The organism is Deltaproteobacteria bacterium (genome assembly GCA_023382265.1).
GTDB lineage: Bacteria > JAMCPX01 > JAMCPX01 > JAMCPX01 > JAMCPX01 > JAMCPX01.
Map to the genome: position 1 here is coordinate 11,526 of JAMCPX010000031.1, position 25,551 is coordinate 37,076.

Consider the following 25,551-nt stretch of genomic DNA (forward strand, 5'->3'; position numbering starts at 1 on the left):
CGAAGATTTATACCCGGAATATACGGATGATACCGCTTAATGAATCAAGCCCTGTGGAAAGAGTTTTAATGGTCTCTTCAAGCTCATTTACGTTTTTTTCGTTCAGCTCCAGGTGATTAACCAGTTCCCGTGCCAAAGCTGTTGCTGCGTCTATCTGACCGTTTATTTGTGCAGCAAGTGTATCATTTATATAACCCGTGAATGCCTTCATGTTATCGACAGAATCGTAAAGAAGGTTTGATGTTGCTCCATTTTTCTCCTTCGTTTCCATAAGTTTTATAAAGATATCCTGCAAATTGGTTACCGAATTTTTCATTTTTGTTAATAGCTCAATGATAGACGACAGCTTTTCTACCGAGCGATCTACAGCCTTAATTGACTCTGCCATGTTTCCCGCATCTAACGTTTTCAAACGATTGAAAATCTCTTTATCCTCCTCGAGATGCCCGGAAAGCTTTACAAATGAATTACTCATTTTATTTACAGAAAAACTCATGTCATCGAATGACTGCTTTATCAACGCCGTAAATTGATCCGCAAGCTTGATACCGGAGGAAGCGTTTTCAATAGTTTTTCTCACCGCACTCGTTGATTCGGACACTTCTCTCGAACCGCTTCTTGCTCTCTCTGCCAGTTTTTTGATCTCCTCTGCTACCACTTTAAAATTCTGCTTCGTGGTCTGCGGCGAGGCTGCAAGTATAAATGCATTGATTGACAACAGGTTTGTTCTCTCCGCAACGTTATGAATGATGCCCAGCATATCGTCTGCCTGCAGTATGTGCGATGAAAAACTGGAGAACAGAATATTTAATCTGTCCAAAATATGGTCTATCTCTTCAGCGTCAGCTGCTATGCCTGCCGATAACCCGGTAAGCCCTTCATTAAAAGTCTTTACGGAATTACTTTCATTGACGATCTCATTTATTCCTGAAGTCAGAGCTGCAACCTTAGAATCAACCGATTTGCTTAATTCATTGAGCCCCAGCATTTCATCCTTGCTGATCAATAATTTATGTCTGATCTCCTCATAAAAATTGATGCTCTTGCCGATCATGCCGAGAACCCTCTGTAAGCCTGACTGCGTAAAATTAATGAAAGATGATAATTCCTTTTCGTGTTGTATTATAGTATTTATTCGTTCGCTCTTATCCTGTGCCTGCACACTCAATGGCACTATGTTTTGCAATATCCTCTGCGAGGAATCTTTCAGCAAATCACAGGTGCTCAACAATTCCCGAGTATGTTTTTTTTGTTTGTAAATATCGGTTTTCACTTCCGAAAGGACCTCGGACAGTGAAGTTATTAAATTATTCATGGAGATAATACCCGCGGTCATCCTGCGCCACGACTCACGAAAATTGAGGATGACTTTTTTCATGCTAATCCCGATTGAAGCAAATTCATCGGTTGAGAGAACGTCGGGCACTCCTGTCAGGTCTTTATCTGAAAGCCTTATAGAATAACCCGTTAATTCCTTTTCATTCGATGAGATATCATCGGATACGAGTATAGCGGTAATGAGGATAATGATTATCATCAATATACCGGTAAACGCCATATCCTGTATAAACCCGCTGTACAACTGTTCGTAAATCCGCTTTACATCCAATAAAAGATAATACTTAATCCCATCCACATTAACCGGAGCCTGTGAAAGAAAAAATATGCTTTTATCTTTTTTATCAATTATTATGTTTTTATTATCGAGCTGCGTTAATACAACATCCGGTATCTTATCATTGGTGTAACTCTTTACGTTTTTTGTTGCCGGGTCATACAGGTAGATGCCGTACCGGTTCCCCAAACTATGCGACATGCCGGATAGTATGGTGTCGGCGTTTACATTGTTGTTTATAAGACCGTCTATGCGCGATATGACATTATACGTAGTGCCGTAAAGGTTGCGGCGGGTATAATCGTTGGCTGTTTTATAGATGGCATACATTATGAGAGAGTATGAGCTGATTATGAGTAAACCGAAAATGATTATGAGCTTGTATCTTACCGGTACATATACGCTGTGCAAATTAACGACATTGAGTTTTTTTATCGCCTGCGTGACAAAAAAATTGGTGAAAAGCTTAAACGAGTATACCTGTGCGATAACCGCTGTTATCACAATAAAAACAAACGTGATGATAAACCCGGCAGGCTTGATCTCCAATGTTATGGCTCCAACACGGCTGCCGGTGATGAGATAAACGAAAATGACGAACATCAATATCAATACGTTCAAAGGTACGGCTCTAAAAGGGTAAGATGCGATGCGGCCTATCTGTTTTGTATCGGTACTGCCGTAATCATTGTTCAATATGCCTTTAGAGCTTTTAAGTAAAAACGGATTTATGATTAAGAAAATCACGGTACCCGTTACGACCGCCGAAACAATAATAATCAGGTTATAGATGTGGTCCGTTATCCGCAGCGAATATGTGAAAGCCAGTATCGCACTGAATGAACCGATAATGATCAAACTATTTATAAAGAAAAATACTGCCAGTATCCTATTAGCGTATTTCATAGCATTCTGTAGATCCTTGTCTCTTCTTTGATTGTGTCTTGAATCATTTTGAGCTGTTTCCTTATATCAGCCTGTTTAATATCTTTATCATCCCGTTTCAAGACTGCATTTCTAATATCGGATTCTTTACCGTAGGTCTCCGCACCGGTTTGTTTGATTTTGTCTTCGATATCTCCGGCTATTATCACCATGCTGTCGAGTACGCTCTTGATCTCCGTTGTTTTATCTTTTATGGTACCCATGTAACCATTTACCGTGCTTGTAGCATCCTGAATTTTTATTAGGTCTGCCAGCAGCGGTATCATGCTGTTTGTAAGGTCGGACCAGTTCTTATAAAGATAGTCAAACGTATCGCCGTATTCCGATGAGATCTTTGAGATATTTTTTATGTCATTTTCTATATTCGGTGTTTTCATTTTAACGATCTGAAGCGCATCCGAGGAAGCCGAATTATGGTTAATGAGGCTGTGTATCTCGTAAAAAATATTTTTCATAGCATCGTAAAGTTTATCATACCCGTTATCGATAGAGGATATTGAAGCTGGTATTTTATTTACCTCGCTTTCGAATAAACCCGATTTTTCAGTTAACATGGATACGAATTTTCTACTCTCATTTATGCTGGTTATTAACGTATCCCTTTCTTTTACAAGTAATTCTGTCAAACCCTTGAATTCGTATATCTTGTTCTGGGTAACATCGGCGAGTTTTGTTATCTCCTCTGAAATAACATCAAATCCCCTGCCCGTTTCACCCGCCTGGGCAGATATGACGGATGAATTCATAGCGAGCAGGTTCGTATCGTCTATAACGGCATCGATCGTGTTAATGTCCGAGACTATTTTATTTACGTTTATGTTTAACACAGGGGCTATGCTTGTAAATTTATTAAAGTTATCTTCCACTTTTTTATAATAACCCGAGCTTAACGACAGCCTCTGCAGCATACCGGAATAATCGTTTTTCATCTGCTCAATCAGACTTTGATTCTCCGCAATAAACTTTGAAGATTCCTCTTCTATATACCTCAAATGGTTATTTCTATCTCCCTCTGCCGTGGACACGGCATCCGCGATAGATTTATTTATACCCGATGTGATTGTCAAAAAATCGCTATTGAGTTTCATGTATTCATCATTGTTTTTCTTTACAGCGTCCACAGAATTTTTGGTGTTTTTTATAGACTCGGTAAGATTGTTTCCGTTTACGATCGTATCGTTTATAGAATTCATCAAGCCGTCTATATGTTCAGTAAGCTGATTAATGGTATCCTGCACGGACATCACGGAATTGATGCCAGCTTTTACCTCGCTGCCATGCATGGACATGCTTTCCTTTGACGTATCAAGAAAATTAAGCAGCTGATCCGAGGTTTCCAATATCGTTGAGCTCGAAGATTTTATGTTTTTTAGTGTCTCTTGAATATCGTTGATCATTTTTCTTAAACTGTTCGCCATTATACCGGACTCATCTTCCACATATAAGCCTGTTGTGGCAGAGAAATCGCCGGAGGCAAGCTTTTCAACGGTCACGGCCAAAGCTCTTATTGGCAAGTACGTATCTACCGCTGTCAAGAGCGAAAAGAAAGTCAGTAATACGCCTATTATCAGAAATAACCAGCTTAAAGATTCATTAAAAGAATTAAGCATCGGCTCATAATCAGACCACGGTAAAACCCCGACCAAAAAAAGACCGTCTTTGTAAGGCATTTTGATCAACGTATCATTGTCCGCATAATCGTTATAAACATCCCTGTTTGAAAGTTTGTCTAAAGGCAATGAAGTTGAATGAATATCGGATATGTTCAATACGTCGTTGAATTTATTGTCCATTATAAGAGCATAGCCGGATGTTCCAAGCTTTAATCTGGATATTTTATATGCCGTTATATCTGAGGATAACTGTTCCGCTAAGATGGAATCTATTGTCGGTTCGTACACGGAAAGCTCTATTTTTGCGGATGCCGTGTTTTCTTCTTTTAATATGTTCTCAACAAGTTTACTGCTTATATCGCTTATGAAAATAAGGAACAGTAACGAGAGCAGGGCAAAACTCAGGAATATCTTTGCCATTACGCCCATCCTTATTTTTATTGCAAGATTTGTATTCCGCAATTGAGTCTGGATCTTCCTCAGCAGGGGTCTCGATATCCTATGATAAACAAAGTACTGAAATATGTTTGCAATCGTGGCACCATTGACTATAGCAAAGACCATCCTTGCCGAGGTGGTCAGACTTGCATGTGCAAACACGTATCCGATTATAAAAAATATTACGGAAGCGGTATACCACTGTACAGCCGACAAAGTCATAAATAAAAGAGGAAAATGCAGTGCGGTTTTGAATGCGAATTTAACAAAACTTTCATTAAGCTTATTGTCCTTAAATCTGTCTTCAAACTCCCGTATTATGGAGAACGGCTTTATGCTTAATATGAACTGGATTGTTATGGCTATGGGGACGATAATTGCCGCTGCCATTGTTACAATCCTTAATTGCTCTCTTGTATAGCTGATCGTATTTCTCGCCACATAGTAAATGGCGGATGTGGCTATAAGCGTTATTATCGTGTTAGCTATCAGTATTTTTGTCTTAAATCTCATTTCTTATTACATATCTCTTAATATCGCTTTTTTGTCAATGGAGCAGCTGCACAGAGTTGCCCCTGCGATATCTTTTTTGCTTTTGCATGGATACCGCATCTCTGGTGCAGCCGGCCTTACACAACAGCAGCCGGGGACAGAGGGTTTCCGCTTCGTACCGGTTTCAGCTACCGCTTCTTTTAACGGTATGCATCGACAGTTTATCAACTGCCCATGCCGATTCGCCTATCGCCTCCGATAGGCTTGGATGCGCGTAAACAGCCCTTCTCAACTCATCCACGGTAATCTCACCCGCGATGCCTGCCGTAAAAACAGGTAACAGTTCATAAGCATACTCGCCCGCACAAACAGCACCGAGAATAGTTCCATACTTTTTATCTGCAATGAGTTTTACGAATCCAGACGGCTCTCCGTGAACAATCGCCATCGGGCTGTTTGAAAGCTCAAACACACCGATCTTGTACTCCACACCCTTTTTATTCAATGCCGGTTCATCCATGCCCACCTGTGCAACGGGCGGATTTGAATAAACAACAGACGGAACAAGCTCCGGCTCATAAATCCCGTTCATTCCAAACATATTCTCTACTGCGATTATCCCCTGATGAAACGCTGCGTGTGCAAGCAGTCTGATGCCGTTCACATCGCCCGCTGCATAAATATTCTCGACACTTGTCCTCATTGCCATATTGACATCGATCCAGCCGTTCGTCGTGGATATCCCGATGTCCTCGATGCCGATGCCTTTTGTACCGGACTTTCTTCCCGTTACAACGAAGACGCGATCCACAGATGTTGAATCCTTTGCACCGTGCTGCCCTGCGAATTCAATTTTCAAGCTGCTTCCGGATGCCGTTATGCCGGTTACCCGTGATGACGTGTACAGGTTAACCGCCATGCCGCGCATGAGGCTCTCTATAAATGTGCTGATATCGGGGTGCATAAGAGGCACAGGCCTGTCCATGTACTCAAGAACAGTAACTTCGGAACCAAGCGCCTTAAGGATGGTCGCAAACTCTATGCCTATTGCACCAGCACCTATAATGCCGGCCCTTTTTGGTATCTCTTTGAGTGCGAAAAGCCCGTCGCTTGAACTAACACCTTCAAGTTCAATACCAGGAATGTCCGGGAATGCCGGGACAGAGCCTGTTGCAATGAGTATATATTTTGATGTAATAGTTTGCGTTCCGTTAATTTTAATCGTGTACCTGTCTATAAACTCCGCTCTAGCATTGACGACGTCCACCCTGTTTGAATCAAGCAGGGCTTTGATCCCTGCACGCACATAGGATACGACGCCGTTCATTCTCGACATTACCATCGGAAAATCGATTCTTGATTGTTCTATACTGAAGCCCATTTCAGACCATTTTGAAGCAGCTAAAATGGGATTCGCAACCTCAAGCAATGCCTTTGACGGTATACACCCCCTGTTTGTGCATACGCCGCCGAGCAGATCCTTTTCTATTACGCAGGCCCTTGCACCAAGCTGGCTTGCCCTTATGCCTGCAAGATAGCCTGCCGGCCCGCCGCCGATTATACAAACGTCATAGTCCATAGCCTATACCCCTAATACAAGGTAAGGATTTTCAACGTACAGCTTTATTGTCTGCAAAAACTGTGCGGCAGGTGCTCCGTCAATAATCCTGTGATCAAATGTAAGACTTAGAACCATTGCCGGTGCGGCCTCAACCCTGTCATCTATGACAACAGGCTTTTTAATTATCCTGCCGACGCCGAGTGTCGTTGACTGCGGAGGATTGATAATGGGTGTAAACATGTCAATACCAAAAGCGCCGAGGTTAGTGATCGTGAACGTTCCCCTCGACAACTCTTCATACGTAAGCCTGCCCGTTTTCGCTCTTTCTATAAGGTCCCTTGATTCTCTTGAGATGCGGACGATGCTTTTCTTATCCGCATCAGTGATTGCCGGGACGATCAATCCCCCTTCGATTGCAACGCCTATACCCACATTGATAATGTTATATACCCTTATGCCGTTATCTTCCAATGATGCATTCGCGAGCGGATGTTTTTTCAGTGCCATTGCGGCAAGCTTAACAAGGATGTCATTTATAGTTATCTTATCGGACGGATACGAAACCGCCATTGCTATCTTAAGCTTCAAAAGCTCTGCGGCGATGACATCCATGCCGAGCGTTACAGGAGCAGCGGTATGGGCGCTGTAACTCATCCGCTCTGCAACGGCCTTCCTGATGTCTGTAAGCGGCAGTATTGCCGACTGTTCATTACCCCCGGCCGCCTCTCCTTTATCTGCCCCTCTTCCATTGGTGAGGGAGCCGGATGATTGGGCGAGGTTTATAACATCGTGTGCGTATATCTTCCTGTCACCAGCCGCCTGTGAAACCCGCTGTATGTTTACGCCGTACTCCTGTGCAAGTTTTTTTGCATAAGGCGTTGACCGCGCGTCCTTTGCCAGTGCAACAGAATCTTCAGCGTTAATACCCGCGGTTTCCGCGGGCTTAAAGTTAATCACATCCGATTCGGTGATCCTTCCGCCGGGCCCCGTCCCTCTCACCCTTAAGATGTCTATGCCCTTCTCTTTTGCAAGCCTCTTTGCAGCGGGACTGGCTTTGATGTTATTCTCCTTATATACGTCCGCAGGGGCAGGTTTTAAACCTGCCCCTGCATTATTTGGCGCAGCGTAGTCACCTATACCCTCGTTATCCATCTCATAAACCGGGGATTTCATATCGGGTAAAGGTTCATCCTTATCTCCAAGAAGCCCGATAATGCCGGAAACAGGAACTATTGCTCCCGTCTGGGCATAGATGGCCCTGAGGTACCCGTTACCCTTTGATTCTACGTCTATCGTAACCTTTTCTGTCGAGATCTGGAACAGTTTCTCACCCTCTTTTACATAATCACCGGCTTGCTTATACCACTTTATGATCCTGCCTTTTTTCATCACAAGACCGAGTTTTGGCATCAGGACATTCGTAATCATAATGCCCTCCTTATGTCATTGAAGCCGCGGTGCCCCTGCAGCGTTATGATGAAAAAATCATGAGTCATTTCAGTCACCCGAGCAGCTTCTTTACCGCTTCCACTATGCTGTCCTCGGTTGGGTACATCAACTCTTCAAGCAAAGGTGAAAACGGTATCGGAATGTCATAAGCCCCGAGTCTTTTAACAGGTGCATCGAGATAATCCAATGCCTCTTCCGCGACCCTTGCCGCTATTTCTGCACCTATGCCTCCCGTCTTTACGCCCTCCTCTACGGTGATAAGCCTTTTCGTCTTTTTTACCGAGTTAATTATCGTTTCCATATCAAGAGGATTCAGGGTTCTCGGATCAACAACCTCAACGTCAATGCCCTGCGCAGCAAGCGTATCCGCGGCCATCAATGCCCTTTTCACCATAACGAGCACGGCCACTATCGTTACGTCCCTGCCCTGCCTTTTTACGTCGGCATTACCGAAAGGAATGGTGTACTCACCCTCGGGTACGTCTCCACCTTCGTAGTAAAGCATCTTATGCTCAAAGAAAAGGACAGGGTCATCCATTCTGATGGCTGTTTTTAACAGCCCCTTCATATCATAAGGGGTCGAAGGCACCGCAATTCTGATACCGGGTATGTGCATGAATATTGCCTCGGGGCTCTGGGAATGCTGTGCCGCGGCAGAAAGCCCTGCACCAGACGGGGTCCTTATGACCATCGGTACCTTTGCCTGGCCGCCGGTCATAAACCGCGCCTTCGCCATCGTATTGACAATCGGATCCATCGCATCCATAAGAAAATCGGCAAACATGATCTCTGCCACTGGTCTCATGCCTGTAAGTGCCGCACCGATCGATGCTCCGATAATTGCATTCTCGCTGATGGGCGTATTCCTTACCCTTTCTTTACCGAACTCTTCCAGAAGTCCTTCCGTAACGCCGAACGTTGACTGCACAAGGTCTTCTCCAAGAAGAAATACGTTTTTGTCCCTTTTCATCTCCTCTATCAGAGCCTCTCTTATCGCATCCTTACCTGTAATCAATCTTTCACTCATATTTTAACTCCTATCCTGCATAGACGTAATCCGTCAGGGTTGACGGATCCGGCGTCGGGCTGCTGCTTGCGAACTCCACAGCATCAATGATTTCTTTTGCTATCTTGTTTTCGATCTTATCTATATCTTCCGGCTTTATCTTAAATTCCTTTTTAAGTCTCTCTTTATACAATTTTACAGGGTCGCGTTTTTCGATCCATTCCTCGACCTCTTCTCTTGTTCTGTAGGTTTCCGGATCTCCTATATGGTGGCCGTGGAATCTGTAAGTCCTCGCCTCGATGAGTGTTGGTCCATTGCCGTCCCTTGCATGTTTAACGGCTTCTGAAACAGTCTCGTATATTTTTAATACATCCTGGCCGTCGACGTTGATGCCAGGCATATCGTAAGCCTTTGCCCTGACAGATATGTCTTTTATCTTCATGTGCTGCCATTGAGGCGTCGCTTCACCATAAAGGTTGTTCTCGCAGATAAAAATAATGGGCAGGTCCCATACGGATGCGAGATTTAAAGCCTCATGAAATTTACCCTGATTTGCAGCCCCGTCGCCAAAAAAGCTTAGAACGACCTTTTTATTTTTTTTAAGCTGTGCCGTCAGTGCGGCCCCGTTGGCAACAATAATCCCGGCGGCAACAATACCGTTTGCCCCAAGGCTTTCCACGCTCATATCGGTGATGTGAAGGCATCCGCCCCTGCCCTTGCAATAGCCCGTCGATCTTGCAAACAGCTCTGCCATCATGCGGTCCGTTTTACCGCCTTTCGCTATCAGATTGGCATGTCCTCTATGGGTAGAACCTATATAATCATCCTTCTCAAGAGCTGCACACGCGCCTGCCGATACAGCCTCCTGGCCTGATGCAATGTGGATAAAGCCGGGGATGTTGCCGTCTTCAAACTGTCTTTTTACCTCTTCTTCAAAACTCCTTATTCTGAACATCGTTTCATACAGGCCAAGAAGGAAACCCTTTTCCATAAAACCTCCTCAAAAAAACCTAAAACTTCTTAAATGCATTTTTTTTGGCACCGCAGATCGGGCATACGTCCGGTGCCTCGCCTTCAACCGTGTATCCGCACAGATCACATATATAAACATCTTTCAACTCTATGTCCCCGCCCTTCTGGTCCACCGCCTCTTTCGACTTTTTGTAAAGCACGGCATGAATCTTTTCCGCCTCAAGCGCAAAATTGGTCGACCTTACGGCAGACTTCTCGCCCTGCAGCTCTGCAACGGCCTTATAAGCAGGATACATGTCCTCTACTTCATAAGTCTCGCCGTCAATAGCCGCCTGCAGGTTCTTCGAAGAATCGTTAAGATCACCGAGAGCACGGAAGTGATTTGCCGCATGGACCTGCTCCGCATAGGAAACGGCTTTAAACAATCTTGAAAGATTCGGTTTATTCTCTTTCCCGGCTTTCTCGGCAAATATCAGATACCTCATGTGTGCCTGAGATTCGCCTGCAAATGCCGACCTGAGATTTTGTTCCGTCATTTTTCTCATTTTTTACCTCCACTTATTCTGGAATACCTTTCTCCTTTAAATAACCCTTATACATCTCTATGCCTTTAGGCATAAGTGATGTTAATTTCATAATACTCGCGATGTTGCCCTCCGTCTTGATCTTCCGCATTGAAAATGCCCATACAATATTAAGCTTCCCTATCCATAGGCTGTGGAATACATCGCTGTTCAGTTTAAGCGCTGCTTTGGGTTTTTCGGGATAGCCTCTTGTGATGATGACATCCTTAAGAGACGAACAGTCGATTGCATAGCCGAGCCCTAAATCGGGTATCTGAACGCCGACCATCATGCCGAGATTTTTCCACCCCTCAAACAATGAAGGGTCCGTTTTTGTTTTCAGGAAAAACTCATACAAGAACTCATCGGCCTTTTGTTTGTCACCTGTATATGGGAATGCCATAAAACCTCCTTTATATATAACCTTTAATCGAATTCCTTATACCCTTTGCATCAAATATCATACGGGACATGATAGGATCATGCTATTTAAAGTGTACGAACATGTCAAGAAGAGGCGGACAATTTAGGGGTTGTCTATTCGTTTTTCTTTCTCCACACGCTTTAGATACAGCCCGTATCCGCTGAACACGAGTATCAGAATGGACACCTGTCCTCTAAAACGGTACGCGGCACCCATGTTTGTTATTGCAAGCGCATACGCAGACGATAACACGCCTATGATCACCAGCACAGGCATTATATTAAACCTGCCCTCTTTTAATGACCTTATCAGCCCTTTTATCGCGTAGTAAAAAAAGTAATACCAGATCAGTCCTTCTGCCGTTGCAACGTTGTGCAGAATACTGCCCGAAATGTTCCATGGAAAAGGGGCAAGGAGGAACACGGTCAATAACAGAGGCAGGTACATGATCGCATCAACGGGATTTGATACGTTGATATGCCCGAGTATTTTTGATCCGCCCTGATAAAATCCCGTTCTCGTCTGTTCCAATGTCTGAAACACGGACTGCGGTTTTTCCCCCTGTAGCGGGACCTGTTTGGATTCATAAGAAGAAAGGAATGCAGCAAATACAATCGCAAGCACAAATATCACCACGACATTTCTTATGAACGTATCCGGCCTGTACGGAATAAAAGACGAGGCAATGGGAACAAGTACCATTAACAGCAGATAAGCCCTGAAGAACCCTAACAGCAAGATGGAACCGACAAGCAGAAATACATTATTAATTCTCAGCCTTTGCTTGAGCCTTAATGTAAGATGTATTATAAATGTTATAAGAAACTGTGTGTAAGGGTCTTTTAACGGCAGGGATGACCATAAAACAAGCGACGGTAAAACGGCAGCCACTATGGAGGAGTATTTCGCAGATTGCTCATTGAATAACCGTCTGGCTATAAAATAGATGTTCAGAACGGACATCGCACCGAGAAAGTTTACAAATAAAAATAGAATGTGCGGTTTATATCCGAAGATGTAAAATATGGTGCCCGCAAAAAAACGCACCCCGTCGATCATCTTTGTGTTATAGCTGCCGCTGCCTGACCAATAATGCGCGATCATCTTCCCGTTGAATAAAATGCCCGATTCATCGGGTGCGAAATAGCCTTGCGGAAGCAGTGAATGAACAAGCATTGAAACAAGCATTCTTAAAAACAATGCGGTAACGAATATGAAAAATAAATACCTTCTCTCTTCATCATTCTCAGCATAGAACACGATCACAAACCCGCCGATGAACACAAAGAACAACAGCATGACCGTGTATTCTATCATCCCCCCGAATCTCGGGTCAAAGAGAAACCAGCCTATTGATGCCGCTGCCATTATCGATATAACATATACAATTGTGTTGTTACGCATATCCTTTGCTTTTTCATTTTCCCTTCAAGCCAAAACCGCAGCATGGAGGCTTTACCCGTATTTCCGAATGCATTGTACGGGTTGATCTGTGTTCCCACTTATCACATAACGGTTAAGGTATAAAGAACAATTTTGTTGACACGACGCACATAAATCGTATTGTATGCAAAAACACGGAGGTTATATGATAAAAAGAAAATACGGCTGGAGGCCTGATGTACCGGATCAAAGGGATTTCCTTTATGCAAGGATTGTACGCGTACCCGAAAAACTGCCGGAGAAGACCGATCTGCGCGCGTACTGCTCGCGGGTGGAGGATCAGGGAGAGCTTGGGAGCTGCACTGCCAACGCGATAGCTGGCAGCATTGAATTCATCGAAAACCTTCTCAAACAAAAGTTCGAGGATAAAAGCAGGCTTTTTATTTATTACAATGAACGGGCGATTGAGGGGCACGTCGATGAAGACAGCGGTGCAATGCTCAGGGACGGCATAAAGGTTTGCGCCAGGTTCGGCGCATGTGATGAACTCATCTGGCCGTACGATATCGATCGGTTTGCCCAAAAACCGGATCAAAAGTCTTACAAAGACGGGCTGCAGCACCTGATCACGTCATACCACCGTATCCTCAATATCAATGAGATGCGGACCTGCCTTGCCCGGGGCTATCCGTTTATATTCGGTTTTGCTGTATACGAGAGTTTTGAATCGGATAAGGTTAAAAAAACCGGTATTGTAGATATGCCTGCCGCCTCAGAAAAGATGATCGGCGGCCATGCCGTAATGGCTGTCGGGTATGATGATTTAAAAGAACGTTTTCTCGTGCGTAATTCATGGGGTAAAAGCTGGGGCATGGACGGCTATTTTACAATACCTTATCAATATCTTAAAACCCTTGCCGATGATTTCTGGACAATAAACAAGTAGCACTTATCTCCCCGACAATGACAAATAGACCTAAACCCTTTTCCACCTTATGTGGTTAAAGGGAATGCAGATGTGGTGGACGCAAATATCGTTTTTCAATTATCCGGGCGGCCCGCCGGGCCGCCCTTTGTTATAGTTATATGCGATATACTTGCAGGTAATGCAAGCCCTGCCCATGCAGTCCATGTTTTACCTGCGGTGTCTCTGCAATACAAGCCTTCTTCTAAGGATAAGAAAACCTATGCCTGTCAGAGGTATGAGCAGGAACATTATACCGGAACTGCCGCTTGTGCCCTGCGTACCAAGCCATGCACATCCGGAGCTTGACGATGACTTTGTCGCAAAGCTGAAGTCCAGCGTTGACGTATTATCAGATGCATCCGTTGCCGTGATAATAACACTGTGCTTACCGGGACTCAGGAAACTGAGCAATATCTGTCTCGACGAGCCGAGGGACTTTGACGGAGAGCCGTCAAGGCTGTACGCAACCGCGATCTCGTCCGACGGCGTCTGATAATCAGAGACCTTGAGATCGAGTTCCACGTTCGTTCCCGTTGTTGCACCGTTCTGCATGTTTGTAACGGATATCGCGGGCGGCACAGTGTCTACCCTGAACGTGAGGCATGCCGGCGTAAGGTCCGAGAAATTACCCTTGTTCTTTGCCATGACCTCAAACGTATGCACACCCTCTGTCAGAACAGGCAGGGTCGCCTCTGTCGACGTAGTAAACGGCGACCATAAGCCGTCATCAAGCCTGTACGTGTATTCAAGCTGTGCATTGTAATTCATAGGATCATAGCCCGCATAATTGATCACGGTATTGCTCGAGCTTATCCCAAGCATCTTTGATTGAATGCCGTTGACATTCAGCGTATTGAGGACAACAGGCCCTGAAGTCTGCTTGCCAATGTCCTGTCCATCAGGTACCAGTATATAAGCGTGCGGTGCACCGTTCTGCATCAATGCCTGGTACCTCGGCGCACCGAGTATGCCCTGCCAGTTCAACGGGCCGTACGCATAAGCGTATGCCGATAGAAAATCAGGTGTACCATCGGCATCGGCATCCAGTGCATTCGGATCAGGACCGATATAATAGAAACCCACGTTTATACCGAGCGCACCGAGATTGATCGGTGCCTGGATATAGCCGCCGAGCACGGTCGACAGAAGAACGGGTATGATCTGGGCAATGCCGTGTACCATATCCTGCGTTATGCCGGGGTATATGTTCGTTACCTGCGTAATCTTGGGAACAAGCAGGAAATTAACCATTAATGCGCCGTACGTAGACGGAGGCAAGGGCGTGGGAACAAGGTAACTTATGTCCGCGCCTGCCTGCAGGTTCCAGTTTAACGTGAACATCCTTTGCTGGACACCACCTACCTGTGCATAGAAATCTATCTGATAGTTCGGCAGTGCCGCATAGATCATGCTCGTGGTAAGTGTACCGGACGTAAACGTCTCGGACAGGTTGCGTCCAAGCTGTAAAGATGTCGGAGGCGGGTTGTTCGTCCCGCTCGACCTCGGGATCAAAGAGATCGAAACGTAGGAATTCGGATCAGCTATCTGTGCGATGGCAGGGGCAAACCTCGCAAACGCATTTATATTAAGATACGATGCGAGCGACGGGTATGTGTTTATGTTTATGTCAATACACGCAAGCCCGGACAGATATATGTCGTAAAGCAGCTCATTAAGCACGTCCTGGGACATGCCTATGCCGAGATCATAAGGCTGTCCCGCGTATTGTATCGTATGGGTACTGCCTCCAAATAGGTATGTGCCGGACGGCACGGTTGTACTGTTGAATACGTTTGCCGCAACCTTTACGCCGGTTGTCGGCGGATTGGTCAGTAAAACGTTTGTCGGATTAAAGCTCGTCATGTCCACGCAGGATTTGTCACAGCTTGCACTGTTCGACGTATAGTACGGCGTATATATGGCAGGCAACAGGCCGAAATCGAGCGGGAATTTAACGCCGTAGCAATCCCCGTACAGTCCGCCGGCAGGATCGGGATAGGCGCCGAACAAATAGCAGTTCTTTGAGAGATTAAGCGGCTCTCCGAGCTTTGCATTGATATCCATGGGTAAACCGAGTGTTTTATTCAGCATTACAGGAAGCTGGTTGTTTAACACGTTTTGTAACACAAGCATGACGACGAATTGAAGATAGTTTGATATTGTTCCATTAACATAACTATCAACAAGGCTGCATACGTTAATGCCGAAGATAGAACAGTTAAAGTTTAATGCCTGTAAATAAAACCCGGGCAGTAATACACTGGTTACATGCACGGAACCGGGCGGGAAGCTGAAGTATGTATCAGGCCCCCATGGACCGGTTGCCGATGTAAATGAGGGGGTTGCTGTTGCATTGATTATAATATTGCTTACAGCAGCATATATATCACCGGAAATAGGCCCAAGAAAAGGCAGATCAATACGATAGTTAATGTCTCCGATGTTTACCGGCGCACCGGTAAGCAGGCTCCATGTGCTGTCCGGACAATTAGTGGGCCAGGGCTGGCTCGCCCATGAAGGGGTATTGCCGTTAAAAGACAGGTTAATGCCTATATTCAAAGTTGCGGGCGTGCCGCCGGAGCATGAATTCGGACTCCACCCGAGTGTTACAGACGCCTGATCATAGTATATAAGAATTCCATCGCCGACAGGCAGAGGACAGCTCGACGGTGCACAGTTATCCGTAAGCTGCATGCCGTAAGCAACATCTCCGCAGCATGATCCGCCCACAGTGCAGGGATTGAAAGGGGTATCGCCGCAGCCATTCGGCGTATAAGTGCCGCCTGAACATGTTCCGCAATATGCAATACAGCCGAAAGGACAACTCCAGCCCGTTTTTGCATAACAATAGTCCCCTGCAAAGTTCATGCCGTTGAGCGAGCTGCTGATGTATTTTATCATGTACTCCGTCGTTAACAGGTTCGCAAGCTGTGTTTGCAATGCATTTATAGCACCGGCCGTAAGTCTTACAACAAGACCGTCCGGTGCAACGCCGTAAGGGCTGAATTGATTGGGCAATCCCTGTATCGTAAAGTTCGGCGTATAGGACGTGGTCGTGGCTGTCGTGCCGGAAAAGGCTTTTAAAGCAACTGCCCTGCCGTTTGCCATGCCCTCAGCGTACAATTCTTTTGGAGAGACATTTATAGTGGGCATCTGCTGCTGCAATTGCTGGATAGGCTGATCCTGATTTACATTGATATAGGTCTGTCCAAATCCTTTATAAGGATATATTAGCAGTACATATAATAATATGCCCATGCTGAGCAATAATAATTTCTTGTGATTCATACTGATTCTCCTTTACCTTCTCATTTGATTCATTATACGCTACTTTATAACAGATGTAAACATCATCAATCAAAGAAAACAGCAGGGTATTTTTTAAACCCCTTTTCCCCTTATGTGGTTAAAGGGAATGCAGATGCGGTGGACGCAAATATCGTTTTTCAATTATCCGGGCGGCCCGCCGGGCCGCCCTTTGTTATAGTTATATGCGATATACTTGCAGGTAATGCAAGCCCTGCCCATGCAGTCCATGTTTTACCTGCGGTGTCTCTGCAATACAAGCCTTCTTCTAAGGATAAGAAAACCTATGCCTGTCAGAGGTATGAGCAGGAACATTATACCGGAACTGCCGCTTGTGCCCTGCGTACCAAGCCATGCACATCCGGAGCTTGACGATGACTTTGTCGCAAAGCTGAAGTCCAGCGTTGACGTATTATCAGATGCATCCGTTGCCGTGATAATAACACTGTGCTTACCGGGACTCAGGAAACTGAGCAATATCTGTCTCGACGAGCCGAGGGACTTTGACGGAGAGCCGTCAAGGCTGTACGCAACCGCGATCTCGTCCGACGGCGTCTGATAATCAGAGACCTTGAGATCGAGTTCCACGTTCGTTCCCGTTGTTGCACCGTTCTGCATGTTTGTAACGGATATCGCGGGCGGCACAGTGTCTACCCTGAACGTGAGGCATGCCGGCGTAAGGTCCGAGAAATTACCCTTGTTCTTTGCCATGACCTCAAACGTATGCACACCCTCTGTCAGAACAGGCAGGGTCGCCTCTGTCGACGTAGTAAACGGCGACCATAAGCCGTCATCAAGCCTGTACGTGTATTCAAGCTGTGCATTGTAATTCATAGGATCATAGCCCGCATAATTGATCACGGTATTGCTCGAGCTTATCCCAAGCATCTTTGATTGAATGCCGTTGACATTCAGCGTATTGAGGACAACAGGCCCTGAAGTCTGCTTGCCAATGTCCTGTCCATCAGGTACCAGTATATAAGCGTGCGGTGCACCGTTCTGCATCAATGCCTGGTACCTCGGCGCACCGAGTATGCCCTGCCAGTTCAACGGGCCGTACGCATAAGCGTATGCCGATAGAAAATCAGGTGTACCATCGGCATCGGCATCCAGTGCATTCGGATCAGGACCGATATAATAGAAACCCACGTTTATACCGAGCGCACCGAGATTGATCGGTGCCTGGATATAGCCGCCGAGCACGGTCGACAGAAGAACGGGTATGATCTGGGCAATGCCGTGTACCATATCCTGCGTTATGCCGGGGTATATGTTCGTTACCTGCGTAATCTTGGGAACAAGCAGGAAATTAACCATTAATGCGCCGTACGTAGACGGAGGCAAGGGCGTGGGAACAAGGTAACTTATGTCCGCGCCTGCCTGCAGGTTCCAGTTTAACGTGAACATCCTTTGCTGGACACCACCTACCTGTGCATAGAAATCTATCTGATAGTTCGGCAGTGCCGCATAGATCATGCTCGTGGTAAGTGTACCGGACGTAAACGTCTCGGACAGGTTGCGTCCAAGCTGTAAAGATGTCGGAGGCGGGTTGTTCGTCCCGCTCGACCTCGGGATCAAAGAGATCGAAACGTAGGAATTCGGATCAGCTATCTGTGCGATGGCAGGGGCAAACCTCGCAAACGCATTTATATTAAGATACGATGCGAGCGACGGGTATGTGTTTATGTTTATGTCAATACACGCAAGCCCGGACAGATATATGTCGTAAAGCAGCTCATTAAGCACGTCCTGGGACATGCCTATGCCGAGATCATAAGGCTGTCCCGCGTATTGTATCGTATGGGTACTGCCTCCAAATAGGTATGTGCCGGACGGCACGGTTGTACTGTTGAATACGTTTGCCGCAACCTTTACGCCGGTTGTCGGCGGATTGGTCAGTAAAACGTTTGTCGGATTAAAGCTCGTCATGTCCACGCAGGATTTGTCACAGCTTGCACTGTTCGACGTATAGTACGGCGTATATATGGCAGGCAACAGGCCGAAATCGAGCGGGAATTTAACGCCGTAGCAATCCCCGTACAGTCCGCCGGCAGGGTCGGGATAGGCGCCGAACAAATAGCAGTTCGTGGAGAGATTAAGCGGCTCTCCGAGCAATTTATTGATATCGAGTGGTAAGCCAAGCCCGCTGTTCAGCATTGTCGGGAGCTGGGTGTTTAACGCGTTTTGTATCGTGCTTTGAACAGTGCCCTGAAGGTATCCTGATACCAGCCCATTAATCCATGTAGCAATCGACTGACATGGATTCCAGCCGAAGATGCTACAGCTCCAGTTTAATGCCTGTACATAGAACCCTGGCAAAGATACACTGTTTACATGTACGGAACCGGGCGGGAAGCTGAAGTATGTATCAGGACCCCATGCGGTGGTTGCCGATGTAAATGAGGGGGTTGCTGTCGCATTAATACTGATGTTATTTACTGCTGCGTACCCATTACCTGTCAGCGTTCCAACTATAGATATGTCGGCACGATAGTTGATATCACCGACATATAACGGCGCAGATCCCGGGCCAGAGCTCCAATTGCTGTCAGGACAGTTATTGGGCCACCACTGGCTTGCCCATGAAGGGGTATTACCGTCGAAGTACAGTTGAATGCCTATGTTTAAGCTCGTAGGCACGCCGCCAGGACATGTGTTCGGGCTCCATGCAAGGGTTACATTTGCCTTATCATAGTACATCAAGATGCCATCACCCGCAGGCAGGGGACAGCCTGAAGGCTGACAATCATCCGTAAGCTGTACTCCATACTTGGCATCCGCACAGCATGAACCGCCGTAGCTGCAAGGAGAGAACGGGCCGTCGCCGCAGCCATTCGGCGTATAAGTGCCGCCTGAGCATGAACCGCAGCTTCCAAGACAGCCAAAAGGACACGTCCAGTTTGCCGTTGCCCAGCAAAAATCGCCTGCAAAGTTCTCGCCATTAAGTGAGGTGCCTATATATTTTATCATGTATTCCGATGTTAACAGGTTCGCAAGCTGTGTCTGCAATGCGTTTATAGCGCCGGATGTAAGCCTTAAAACAACGCCGTCAGGCGCAACGCCGTAAGGGCTGAATTGATTGGGCAATCCCTGTATGGTAAGGTTCGGAGTAAATGCCGGGGTTGTGGCTGTTGTGCCGGAAAAAGCCTTTAAAGCTATTGCAGTGCCCTCTGTAAAGCCCTGCTCATACAATGCTTTTGGAGAGACGCCTGTAAGAGTGGGCATAGGCTGCTGTTCATATTGCTGGATAGGCTGGTTTTGATTCCCATTAAAATAGGTCTGCCCAAATCCTTTATAAGGATGTATGAGTAATACGTATAAAAATATACTCAAGGTAACCACTAACAATTTTTTGTTATCCATGGCTGTCCCTCCTTTACCTTCTTATTAAACTCATTATACATAAATCTATAACGGATGTCAATAGCATAAAAATATCTTAATAATAGTTTATGTATGCAAACATAAGCGCATGACTCGTTGCGTTTCTATAACTTATGCCGAGCCCGCCTGCGGGTGATTTAGCCATGCTTATCCAATAGCCTGTTCTGTAGATATCCGATCTGTCGACATAGTACGTACTCCAGCCCTTGTTTCCTCTTATGGCAAATTTTAATGCGTCATTCGTTACGTCCTGGTATGCAACAACGGGATTCCCGAATTGATCTATTGCAATGGAATTGTAAGCCCCTACAAAACTCTCTGCGTCTATGTATTCATAATTCCAGCCCGTCCCGTCGTTATAAGCATACCTGAGTGTCCCATTATCAGCGTCATAATAGCTGATATGCGGATTATTAGCGCTGTCCAGCACAAGTGAATTATACATGCCCACGTCTTTTGACGACGGCTGCAACTCTGATCCGTTGGCAACGATCTGAAGGTTCCACTGCTGGGTTGACGTATCATAGCTGCCGAGCTTAAGTGTCCCGTTTGATGCGTTATAATAGCTGACGTACGGGATTCCCTGTGGCGTGAGCTGGAGCGAGGACGTGAAGTTGATGTCGCCGGTCCCATACCCCTGCTGCAAAGAAGCACCGGTGTCCACGAACTGGAGATTAAGCCCGTTACTGCTGCTGATAAAGCCGTACTTCAACTCGTAATTAAGAGGGGCTGCGGTTATGTAGGTAAAATGGGGATTGCCGTTTACATCAAGCTTGAGGGAGCTGTATGTGCCGTTCGGATTAAACGGATCTATTGTCTTGATCACCCATCCCTGCTGGGTTTTATAGGCATACTTTAATACGCTGTCAGTGGCATCATAGTATGTGATGTGCGGCACATTGTTCCCGTCAATCGCGAGCGACGGGTATAGACCGGTGTCGCCGTTCTTATCCACAACCTCCGTAACAAAGCCGCCGCCGTTATAATGCGCCAGCTTTAACACCCCGTCCGTGGCATCATAATAAGCTATCCATGGATTTCCATTGTTATCAAAAGCCATCGAGGAAAAATAGCCTGTGTCCCCTGTGGTATCGACCGTGTATATAACACTGCCGGGAAGCATGCCCGAGCTTGTAAACTGGCCTGTTCTGCCGCAGTTTACTATAAAAAGCCCCGCCATTATCAATATAATAAAAAGATATATACGTTTCATAAGTTATTGTAATCAATAATACCGAATTTTATTGTAAACAAGTTAAACCCGGGTGCATACTGCTGATACGTAACAGTGGGCGTACCTGTCGGTGCGAGTGCCAAAGACGGATAAAACCCCGACAGCAATGCAGAGTCGAGTATGGAGATGTTCCACCTGTTGTCGGATATGAATGCTACCTTAAGCTGATTGAACGTAGAATCATAGTAGGCTATAACCGGGTTGCCGTTACTGTCAAGGATAATAGAGTTTGTGACAAACTTGACACCGCTCTCATAATCAACATACTCATTATGAAAGGCGGAGCCGTCATACCATGCATACTTCAATGCTATCGTTACTGTGCCCGTATTCTCGGTATATGAGAGATGCGGATAACCTTTGCTGTCGAGGGCGAGGGAAAGGTATTGACCGTCATCGTAGCCTGAATTGTCTACAACCTGTGTTATCCAAGCACCCCCTTTATTCTTCGCTATCTTCAACGCATGATCAAAGACATCATAATATGCAAGCCATATTGTTCCGTCAGGAGCTACAGCAATAGCTGTGGAATATGCCGTGGACGCGAGCGGCTGCGCCAGTGCCCTGCCTTCTATGCCTGGATCAACTACCTGCGGTGATATGGATGTGCCAGACGACCATGAAACGTACCGCGGATAAGCAGCAACAACCCTTGAAGGATCATTGCTGTCAAGCACGACGTGCATATAACTGATGTTCACCTTGTCGTTTTGCCCGAGTTTCAAAGACGTGTAAAGGCCCGTCTGATTGTAAGGCTGTGCCGAGGTAACATGATCGAGCGTATACATCTTAGGCTGTGCAATACTTCCTATATTTGAAGGCAACGGGCCCGTTACCATTTCAAGGGCATTGGAAATGGGATCAAAGTAGCTTATATAGTAATTATTACCGTTCGATATCCCCATTGATCCGTAACTTCCCGCATCGATGTAACCGGTCCCGCCGGTAACCACAACATTGTCCCAGTATCCGGACCGGTCAAGCCATGCCATCTTTAACGTACCGTTATAACCATCCCTGTACGCCACATAAGGCACACCGCCGGAAGTATATGCAAGGGAAGAATACGCACCTATCTGTGTACCGCTATCGATGATCCTTGAAAGCATTTTCATACCGAGAGGACTCGTGTGGCTTACAAGAAATGCCCTGCCGCACCCGTAGCCTGACATCAAAATTACAGCAAATAGTGCATAAGTAAATCTTAACCTGATTTGACGCCGTTTTTTGCTCACTTTTCAGCCTTCACCATTTTTTTAGTTTAAAAATATTAAAAAAGCGTCCTGCCAAAGGCAGGACGCCAATACGATTATCTTATTTCCTTTTCCCTTCTCTTCAACACGTACACGAATACTAGCGGAACTATTATCATAAACAGAAGCGTTAACAAGCCCGCATTCCCTTGATCGGATGTCGTTGAACAGCCGAAGAAGCCTGATTTGGCACCGTTTACCACATTAAAGTTGGCACTGACATCACTCGCATTACCCGCCAGATCAACGGCTTGTATAACCACCGAATGGCTGCCTGAGCTGAGTCCGGATAGTACAACATCTTTGTTTGTAGACGGCGTCGTAAAGCCCTTGTTATCAAGATTGTATAAAATGGCGATCTCGTTAGACGGGGTTTGATCGTCGGACGCCTGCACCTCAAAGGTTGCCCTGCTTCCATTCACCGTCCCCTGCGGACCTGTGACAGAAAGTGTCGGCGGGATAGAATCAATATCAAAGGTCAGCGTTGCCGGGGATGCGGATTCCATACTATTGGCATCAATCGCCTCAACCCTAAGGGTGTGCTGTCCTTCAAGCAAGTTACTAAGCTCAATGTGATTTCCTGAAATATAGAATGACCATGGTCCGTTATCCATGCTGTAAACATAGTTGATCCCCGTGTTCTGCCCGTTAACCTCATACCCGGACACGCCGACAACACTCGAGTATGCTGTCAAGCCTGCTTCTTTCGTCTGTTTTGCGTCCAAAACGATGTTTGAACCGCTCAAACCGCCTACAGACACGTCTGCAGCAGGATACGGGAGACCGAGCTGCATCGGGCTTGGCTGGGGTGATGATAGACCAAGTGAAGACGTAAGCCCTGTAGAGCTGAGCAGCGTAAAGATCAGACCCGGATCGATATTCCCGACAATGGATGCATAAAAAGCAAAGTAGCTCGGGTTGCCTGTGGTTGGATCAATCAGACCCGCGGGACCGATGTAGGGTGCATCAAATGTAATACCAAGCAGCGGTGCGAGATTGACTGCGAGATCCAATCTGCCGTTGATTGCGGTTGTCAGCAATGTCGGCAGTATCTGGGAGATTGCATTGTGCATACTGGTAACCGTAAGCGGCAATGCTGCAGAATATGGTATGTATTCCTCAATAGTCGGTTGATCCGCAAGCAGTACCCTGACAACACGCGCAGCTGCGGGAAGATTGGGATCGGTCCACACGGTAATTCCAAAACCCGCGGTTAGACTTATATCCAAACCGAACACCCGCTGATAATCACCAGCCCCGGTTGTGTCTACATAGAAATCGGTAACAAAATGGGGAATAACCGCGTTTAAAGTCCCCCAGACACCCGAAGGCCCTGTAGATGGAGCCGGTACCGGACCCAGGGTCGTTGTCATGGTTGTATACATTGCAGGACCGGTTTTTATGTACGGCGTATCTATCAGCTGATTGTATGCACCCGATTCGGGGCTTATCAGCGTTGGCCGTAATGATATCTGCATCGGCATCTTGGGATAATACTCGGTAAGTGCCGGCATAAGTAAGCCGAATATGGTGGTGGTAAGATACGTTCCCACAAGACTGCCGAGAGTCGGAGTATTCTTGTTTACGTCGAGGCACAGAATACCATCTGTGTAGACATTATACAATAGTTCTGAAAGCACGTTTTCATGGACCGCAATACCTGCCATGTAGGACCCGCCTGTAGGTGTGGTGCCTCCCATCTCAAAACCCGGAGCCGGGATAGGATTCATAATAATCGGTCCCGCACCTGTAGGCATTGTTACGCAGGAGCCGAGGTTGTATTTCAATCCGAGACCTAAACCGCCGGGATAGAATTCTATGCCGTTGTTGTCCGCTTTAAAGCCCCAGTAGAACCCGGCATCGAGCGTGATCTTTCCGCCCGTTACAAACGGATCGGCAAATGTTAGCGATGATATTAATGTGCCGGCATCATAAAGCATCGTTGGACCGAAGTAGTATTCAAGTGCCGAATTGAAGTTGTCCTGTGCCTGTGCATTAAACTGTGCATCTATGTAAGGAATCAATGACGAGATCAAACACGATTTATAGGTTTGACTCCCATCGTTAACAAGCGGATTAGGGCATGCCATATCTGGCGTAAGCGCAAAGTGGAATCCAACGCCGAGATTTGCCTGAAGCAACTGGATGCCGATCATGGTACCGGGCTGAGGGTTCGGCTGGGTTGTTGCCGTGGGCCAATAGGTCGGGAGATTTCCACCGAGGATCGTAAGGTTTGCACCGATGGATAAATACGGGACGGTTGCCCAACCGTGAGCAAGTACATAATCCGTTATAGCCGCACCGGTTGTCGACGTGTATGCAGTGCCTGTGTATAGATGAACATCGAGTTTAACATTATCAAGGTTGATATTAACACCCATGGTACCTGCCGGGGCGTTTGGCAAGCCTGATGGGGTCGGGTTTGCAGAAATTCCTGTAGGGCCTACCGTGTATGTAAATACATACCCATCATAATCCCAATCCTGAATATAAACCGCAAGACATGTCATACCGACAAGCGGAATACTCAAACACGTATCTACCAATGCCTTTGGATTTCCCGTAGTCGAATCGGTAAATGCTTTTGTGATCAGATTCTGGATCATGGTAGTAACCGTAGGGGATGTGAGTATGTTGTTGAGCTGTGTGTTAAACCAGCCCAGTCCATTGTTCGTTAATCTAAGAGTAAATGAGTACGGATCAACCTCAGGCAGAGCATAAGAATTTTTTACATTCGCAAAAGATACCCCTCCTATTAAAATGAGGAGCGCAAGATAGAACCCTAATCTTTTTTTGCTTTTCATATTTCCCTCCCAAAATTTTTTATTATGGGTTTTTTATACAGTACAATAAAATTCTTGTCAAGTCTATTTTTTTCAACAGCTGCTGTTTAAAATTGTGCATAAAAAATCAAACCGGTTTACTTTTTCAAACTTATATAGTTGA

15 protein-coding genes are annotated in these 25,551 nt (G+C 46.0%); 1 reads left to right on the forward strand and 14 read right to left on the reverse strand.

Annotated features, from left to right (window positions below; all coding sequences use genetic code 11):
- Positions 1-7: 7 nt before the first annotated feature.
- The 9 genes from M1381_05970 to M1381_06010 form a co-directional block, all read right to left on the reverse strand.
- Entirely contained in the window at positions 8-2,521 is a 2,514-nt protein-coding gene (locus M1381_05970; GenBank protein MCL4478633.1) for a methyl-accepting chemotaxis protein, read from the reverse strand.
- Entirely contained in the window at positions 2,518-5,124 is a 2,607-nt protein-coding gene (locus M1381_05975; protein ID MCL4478634.1) for a methyl-accepting chemotaxis protein, read from the reverse strand. Before M1381_05975 ends, M1381_05970 begins: the two co-directional genes overlap by 4 nt.
- 163 nt (positions 5,125-5,287) lie before the next feature.
- Positions 5,288-6,682: a dihydrolipoyl dehydrogenase gene (lpdA, locus tag M1381_05980; GenBank protein ID MCL4478635.1), complete on the reverse strand. Its 1,395-nt coding sequence runs from the start codon at positions 6,680-6,682 to the stop codon at positions 5,288-5,290.
- 3 nt (positions 6,683-6,685) lie between these two features.
- Complete coding sequence (locus M1381_05985; protein MCL4478636.1) at positions 6,686-8,092, reverse strand: 2-oxo acid dehydrogenase subunit E2; 1,407 nt, start codon at positions 8,090-8,092, stop codon at positions 6,686-6,688.
- Positions 8,093-8,165: 73 nt separating this feature from the next.
- Positions 8,166-9,140: an alpha-ketoacid dehydrogenase subunit beta gene (locus M1381_05990; protein MCL4478637.1), complete on the reverse strand. Its 975-nt coding sequence runs from the start codon at positions 9,138-9,140 to the stop codon at positions 8,166-8,168.
- Between the two features lie 10 nt (positions 9,141-9,150).
- Entirely contained in the window at positions 9,151-10,110 is a 960-nt protein-coding gene (locus tag M1381_05995) for a thiamine pyrophosphate-dependent dehydrogenase E1 component subunit alpha (protein MCL4478638.1), read from the reverse strand.
- Between the two features lie 19 nt (positions 10,111-10,129).
- Entirely contained in the window at positions 10,130-10,636 is a 507-nt protein-coding gene (locus M1381_06000; protein MCL4478639.1) for a rubrerythrin family protein, read from the reverse strand.
- 13 nt (positions 10,637-10,649) lie between these two features.
- Entirely contained in the window at positions 10,650-11,057 is a 408-nt protein-coding gene (locus M1381_06005; GenBank protein ID MCL4478640.1) for an SCP2 sterol-binding domain-containing protein, read from the reverse strand.
- A gap of 123 nt (positions 11,058-11,180) precedes the next feature.
- Positions 11,181-12,482, reverse strand: a complete 1,302-nt coding sequence (locus tag M1381_06010) for a glycosyltransferase family 39 protein (GenBank protein MCL4478641.1) — start codon at positions 12,480-12,482, stop codon at positions 11,181-11,183.
- Positions 12,483-12,666: 184 nt separating this feature from the next.
- On the opposite strand from M1381_06010, the gene M1381_06015 reads away from it, so the two are divergent.
- On the forward strand, positions 12,667-13,407 hold the full coding sequence (locus tag M1381_06015; protein ID MCL4478642.1) for a C1 family peptidase: 741 nt from the start codon (positions 12,667-12,669) through the stop codon (positions 13,405-13,407).
- A 189-nt stretch (positions 13,408-13,596) separates the two neighbouring features.
- Here the strand turns inward: M1381_06015 and M1381_06020 are convergent, their stop codons facing one another.
- The 5 genes from M1381_06020 to M1381_06040 all read right to left on the reverse strand — a co-directional run bounded on the left by M1381_06020 (position 13,597) and on the right by M1381_06040 (position 25,409).
- Complete coding sequence (locus M1381_06020) at positions 13,597-16,716, reverse strand: hypothetical protein (protein MCL4478643.1); 3,120 nt, start codon at positions 16,714-16,716, stop codon at positions 13,597-13,599.
- 252 nt (positions 16,717-16,968) lie between these two features.
- Entirely contained in the window at positions 16,969-20,097 is a 3,129-nt protein-coding gene (locus M1381_06025; GenBank protein ID MCL4478644.1) for a hypothetical protein, read from the reverse strand.
- 76 nt (positions 20,098-20,173) lie between these two features.
- Positions 20,174-21,331: a hypothetical protein gene (locus M1381_06030; GenBank protein ID MCL4478645.1), complete on the reverse strand. Its 1,158-nt coding sequence runs from the start codon at positions 21,329-21,331 to the stop codon at positions 20,174-20,176.
- The gene (locus M1381_06035; protein ID MCL4478646.1) at positions 21,328-22,587 is read right to left on the reverse strand and encodes a hypothetical protein; all 1,260 of its coding nucleotides are present in this window, start codon (positions 22,585-22,587) and stop codon (positions 21,328-21,330) included. Before M1381_06035 ends, M1381_06030 begins: the two co-directional genes overlap by 4 nt.
- Before the next feature lie 74 nt (positions 22,588-22,661).
- Positions 22,662-25,409 (reverse strand): hypothetical protein, encoded by a 2,748-nt coding sequence (locus tag M1381_06040; GenBank protein ID MCL4478647.1) that lies wholly within the window; start codon positions 25,407-25,409, stop codon positions 22,662-22,664.
- Between the last annotated feature and the right edge of the window lie 142 nt (positions 25,410-25,551).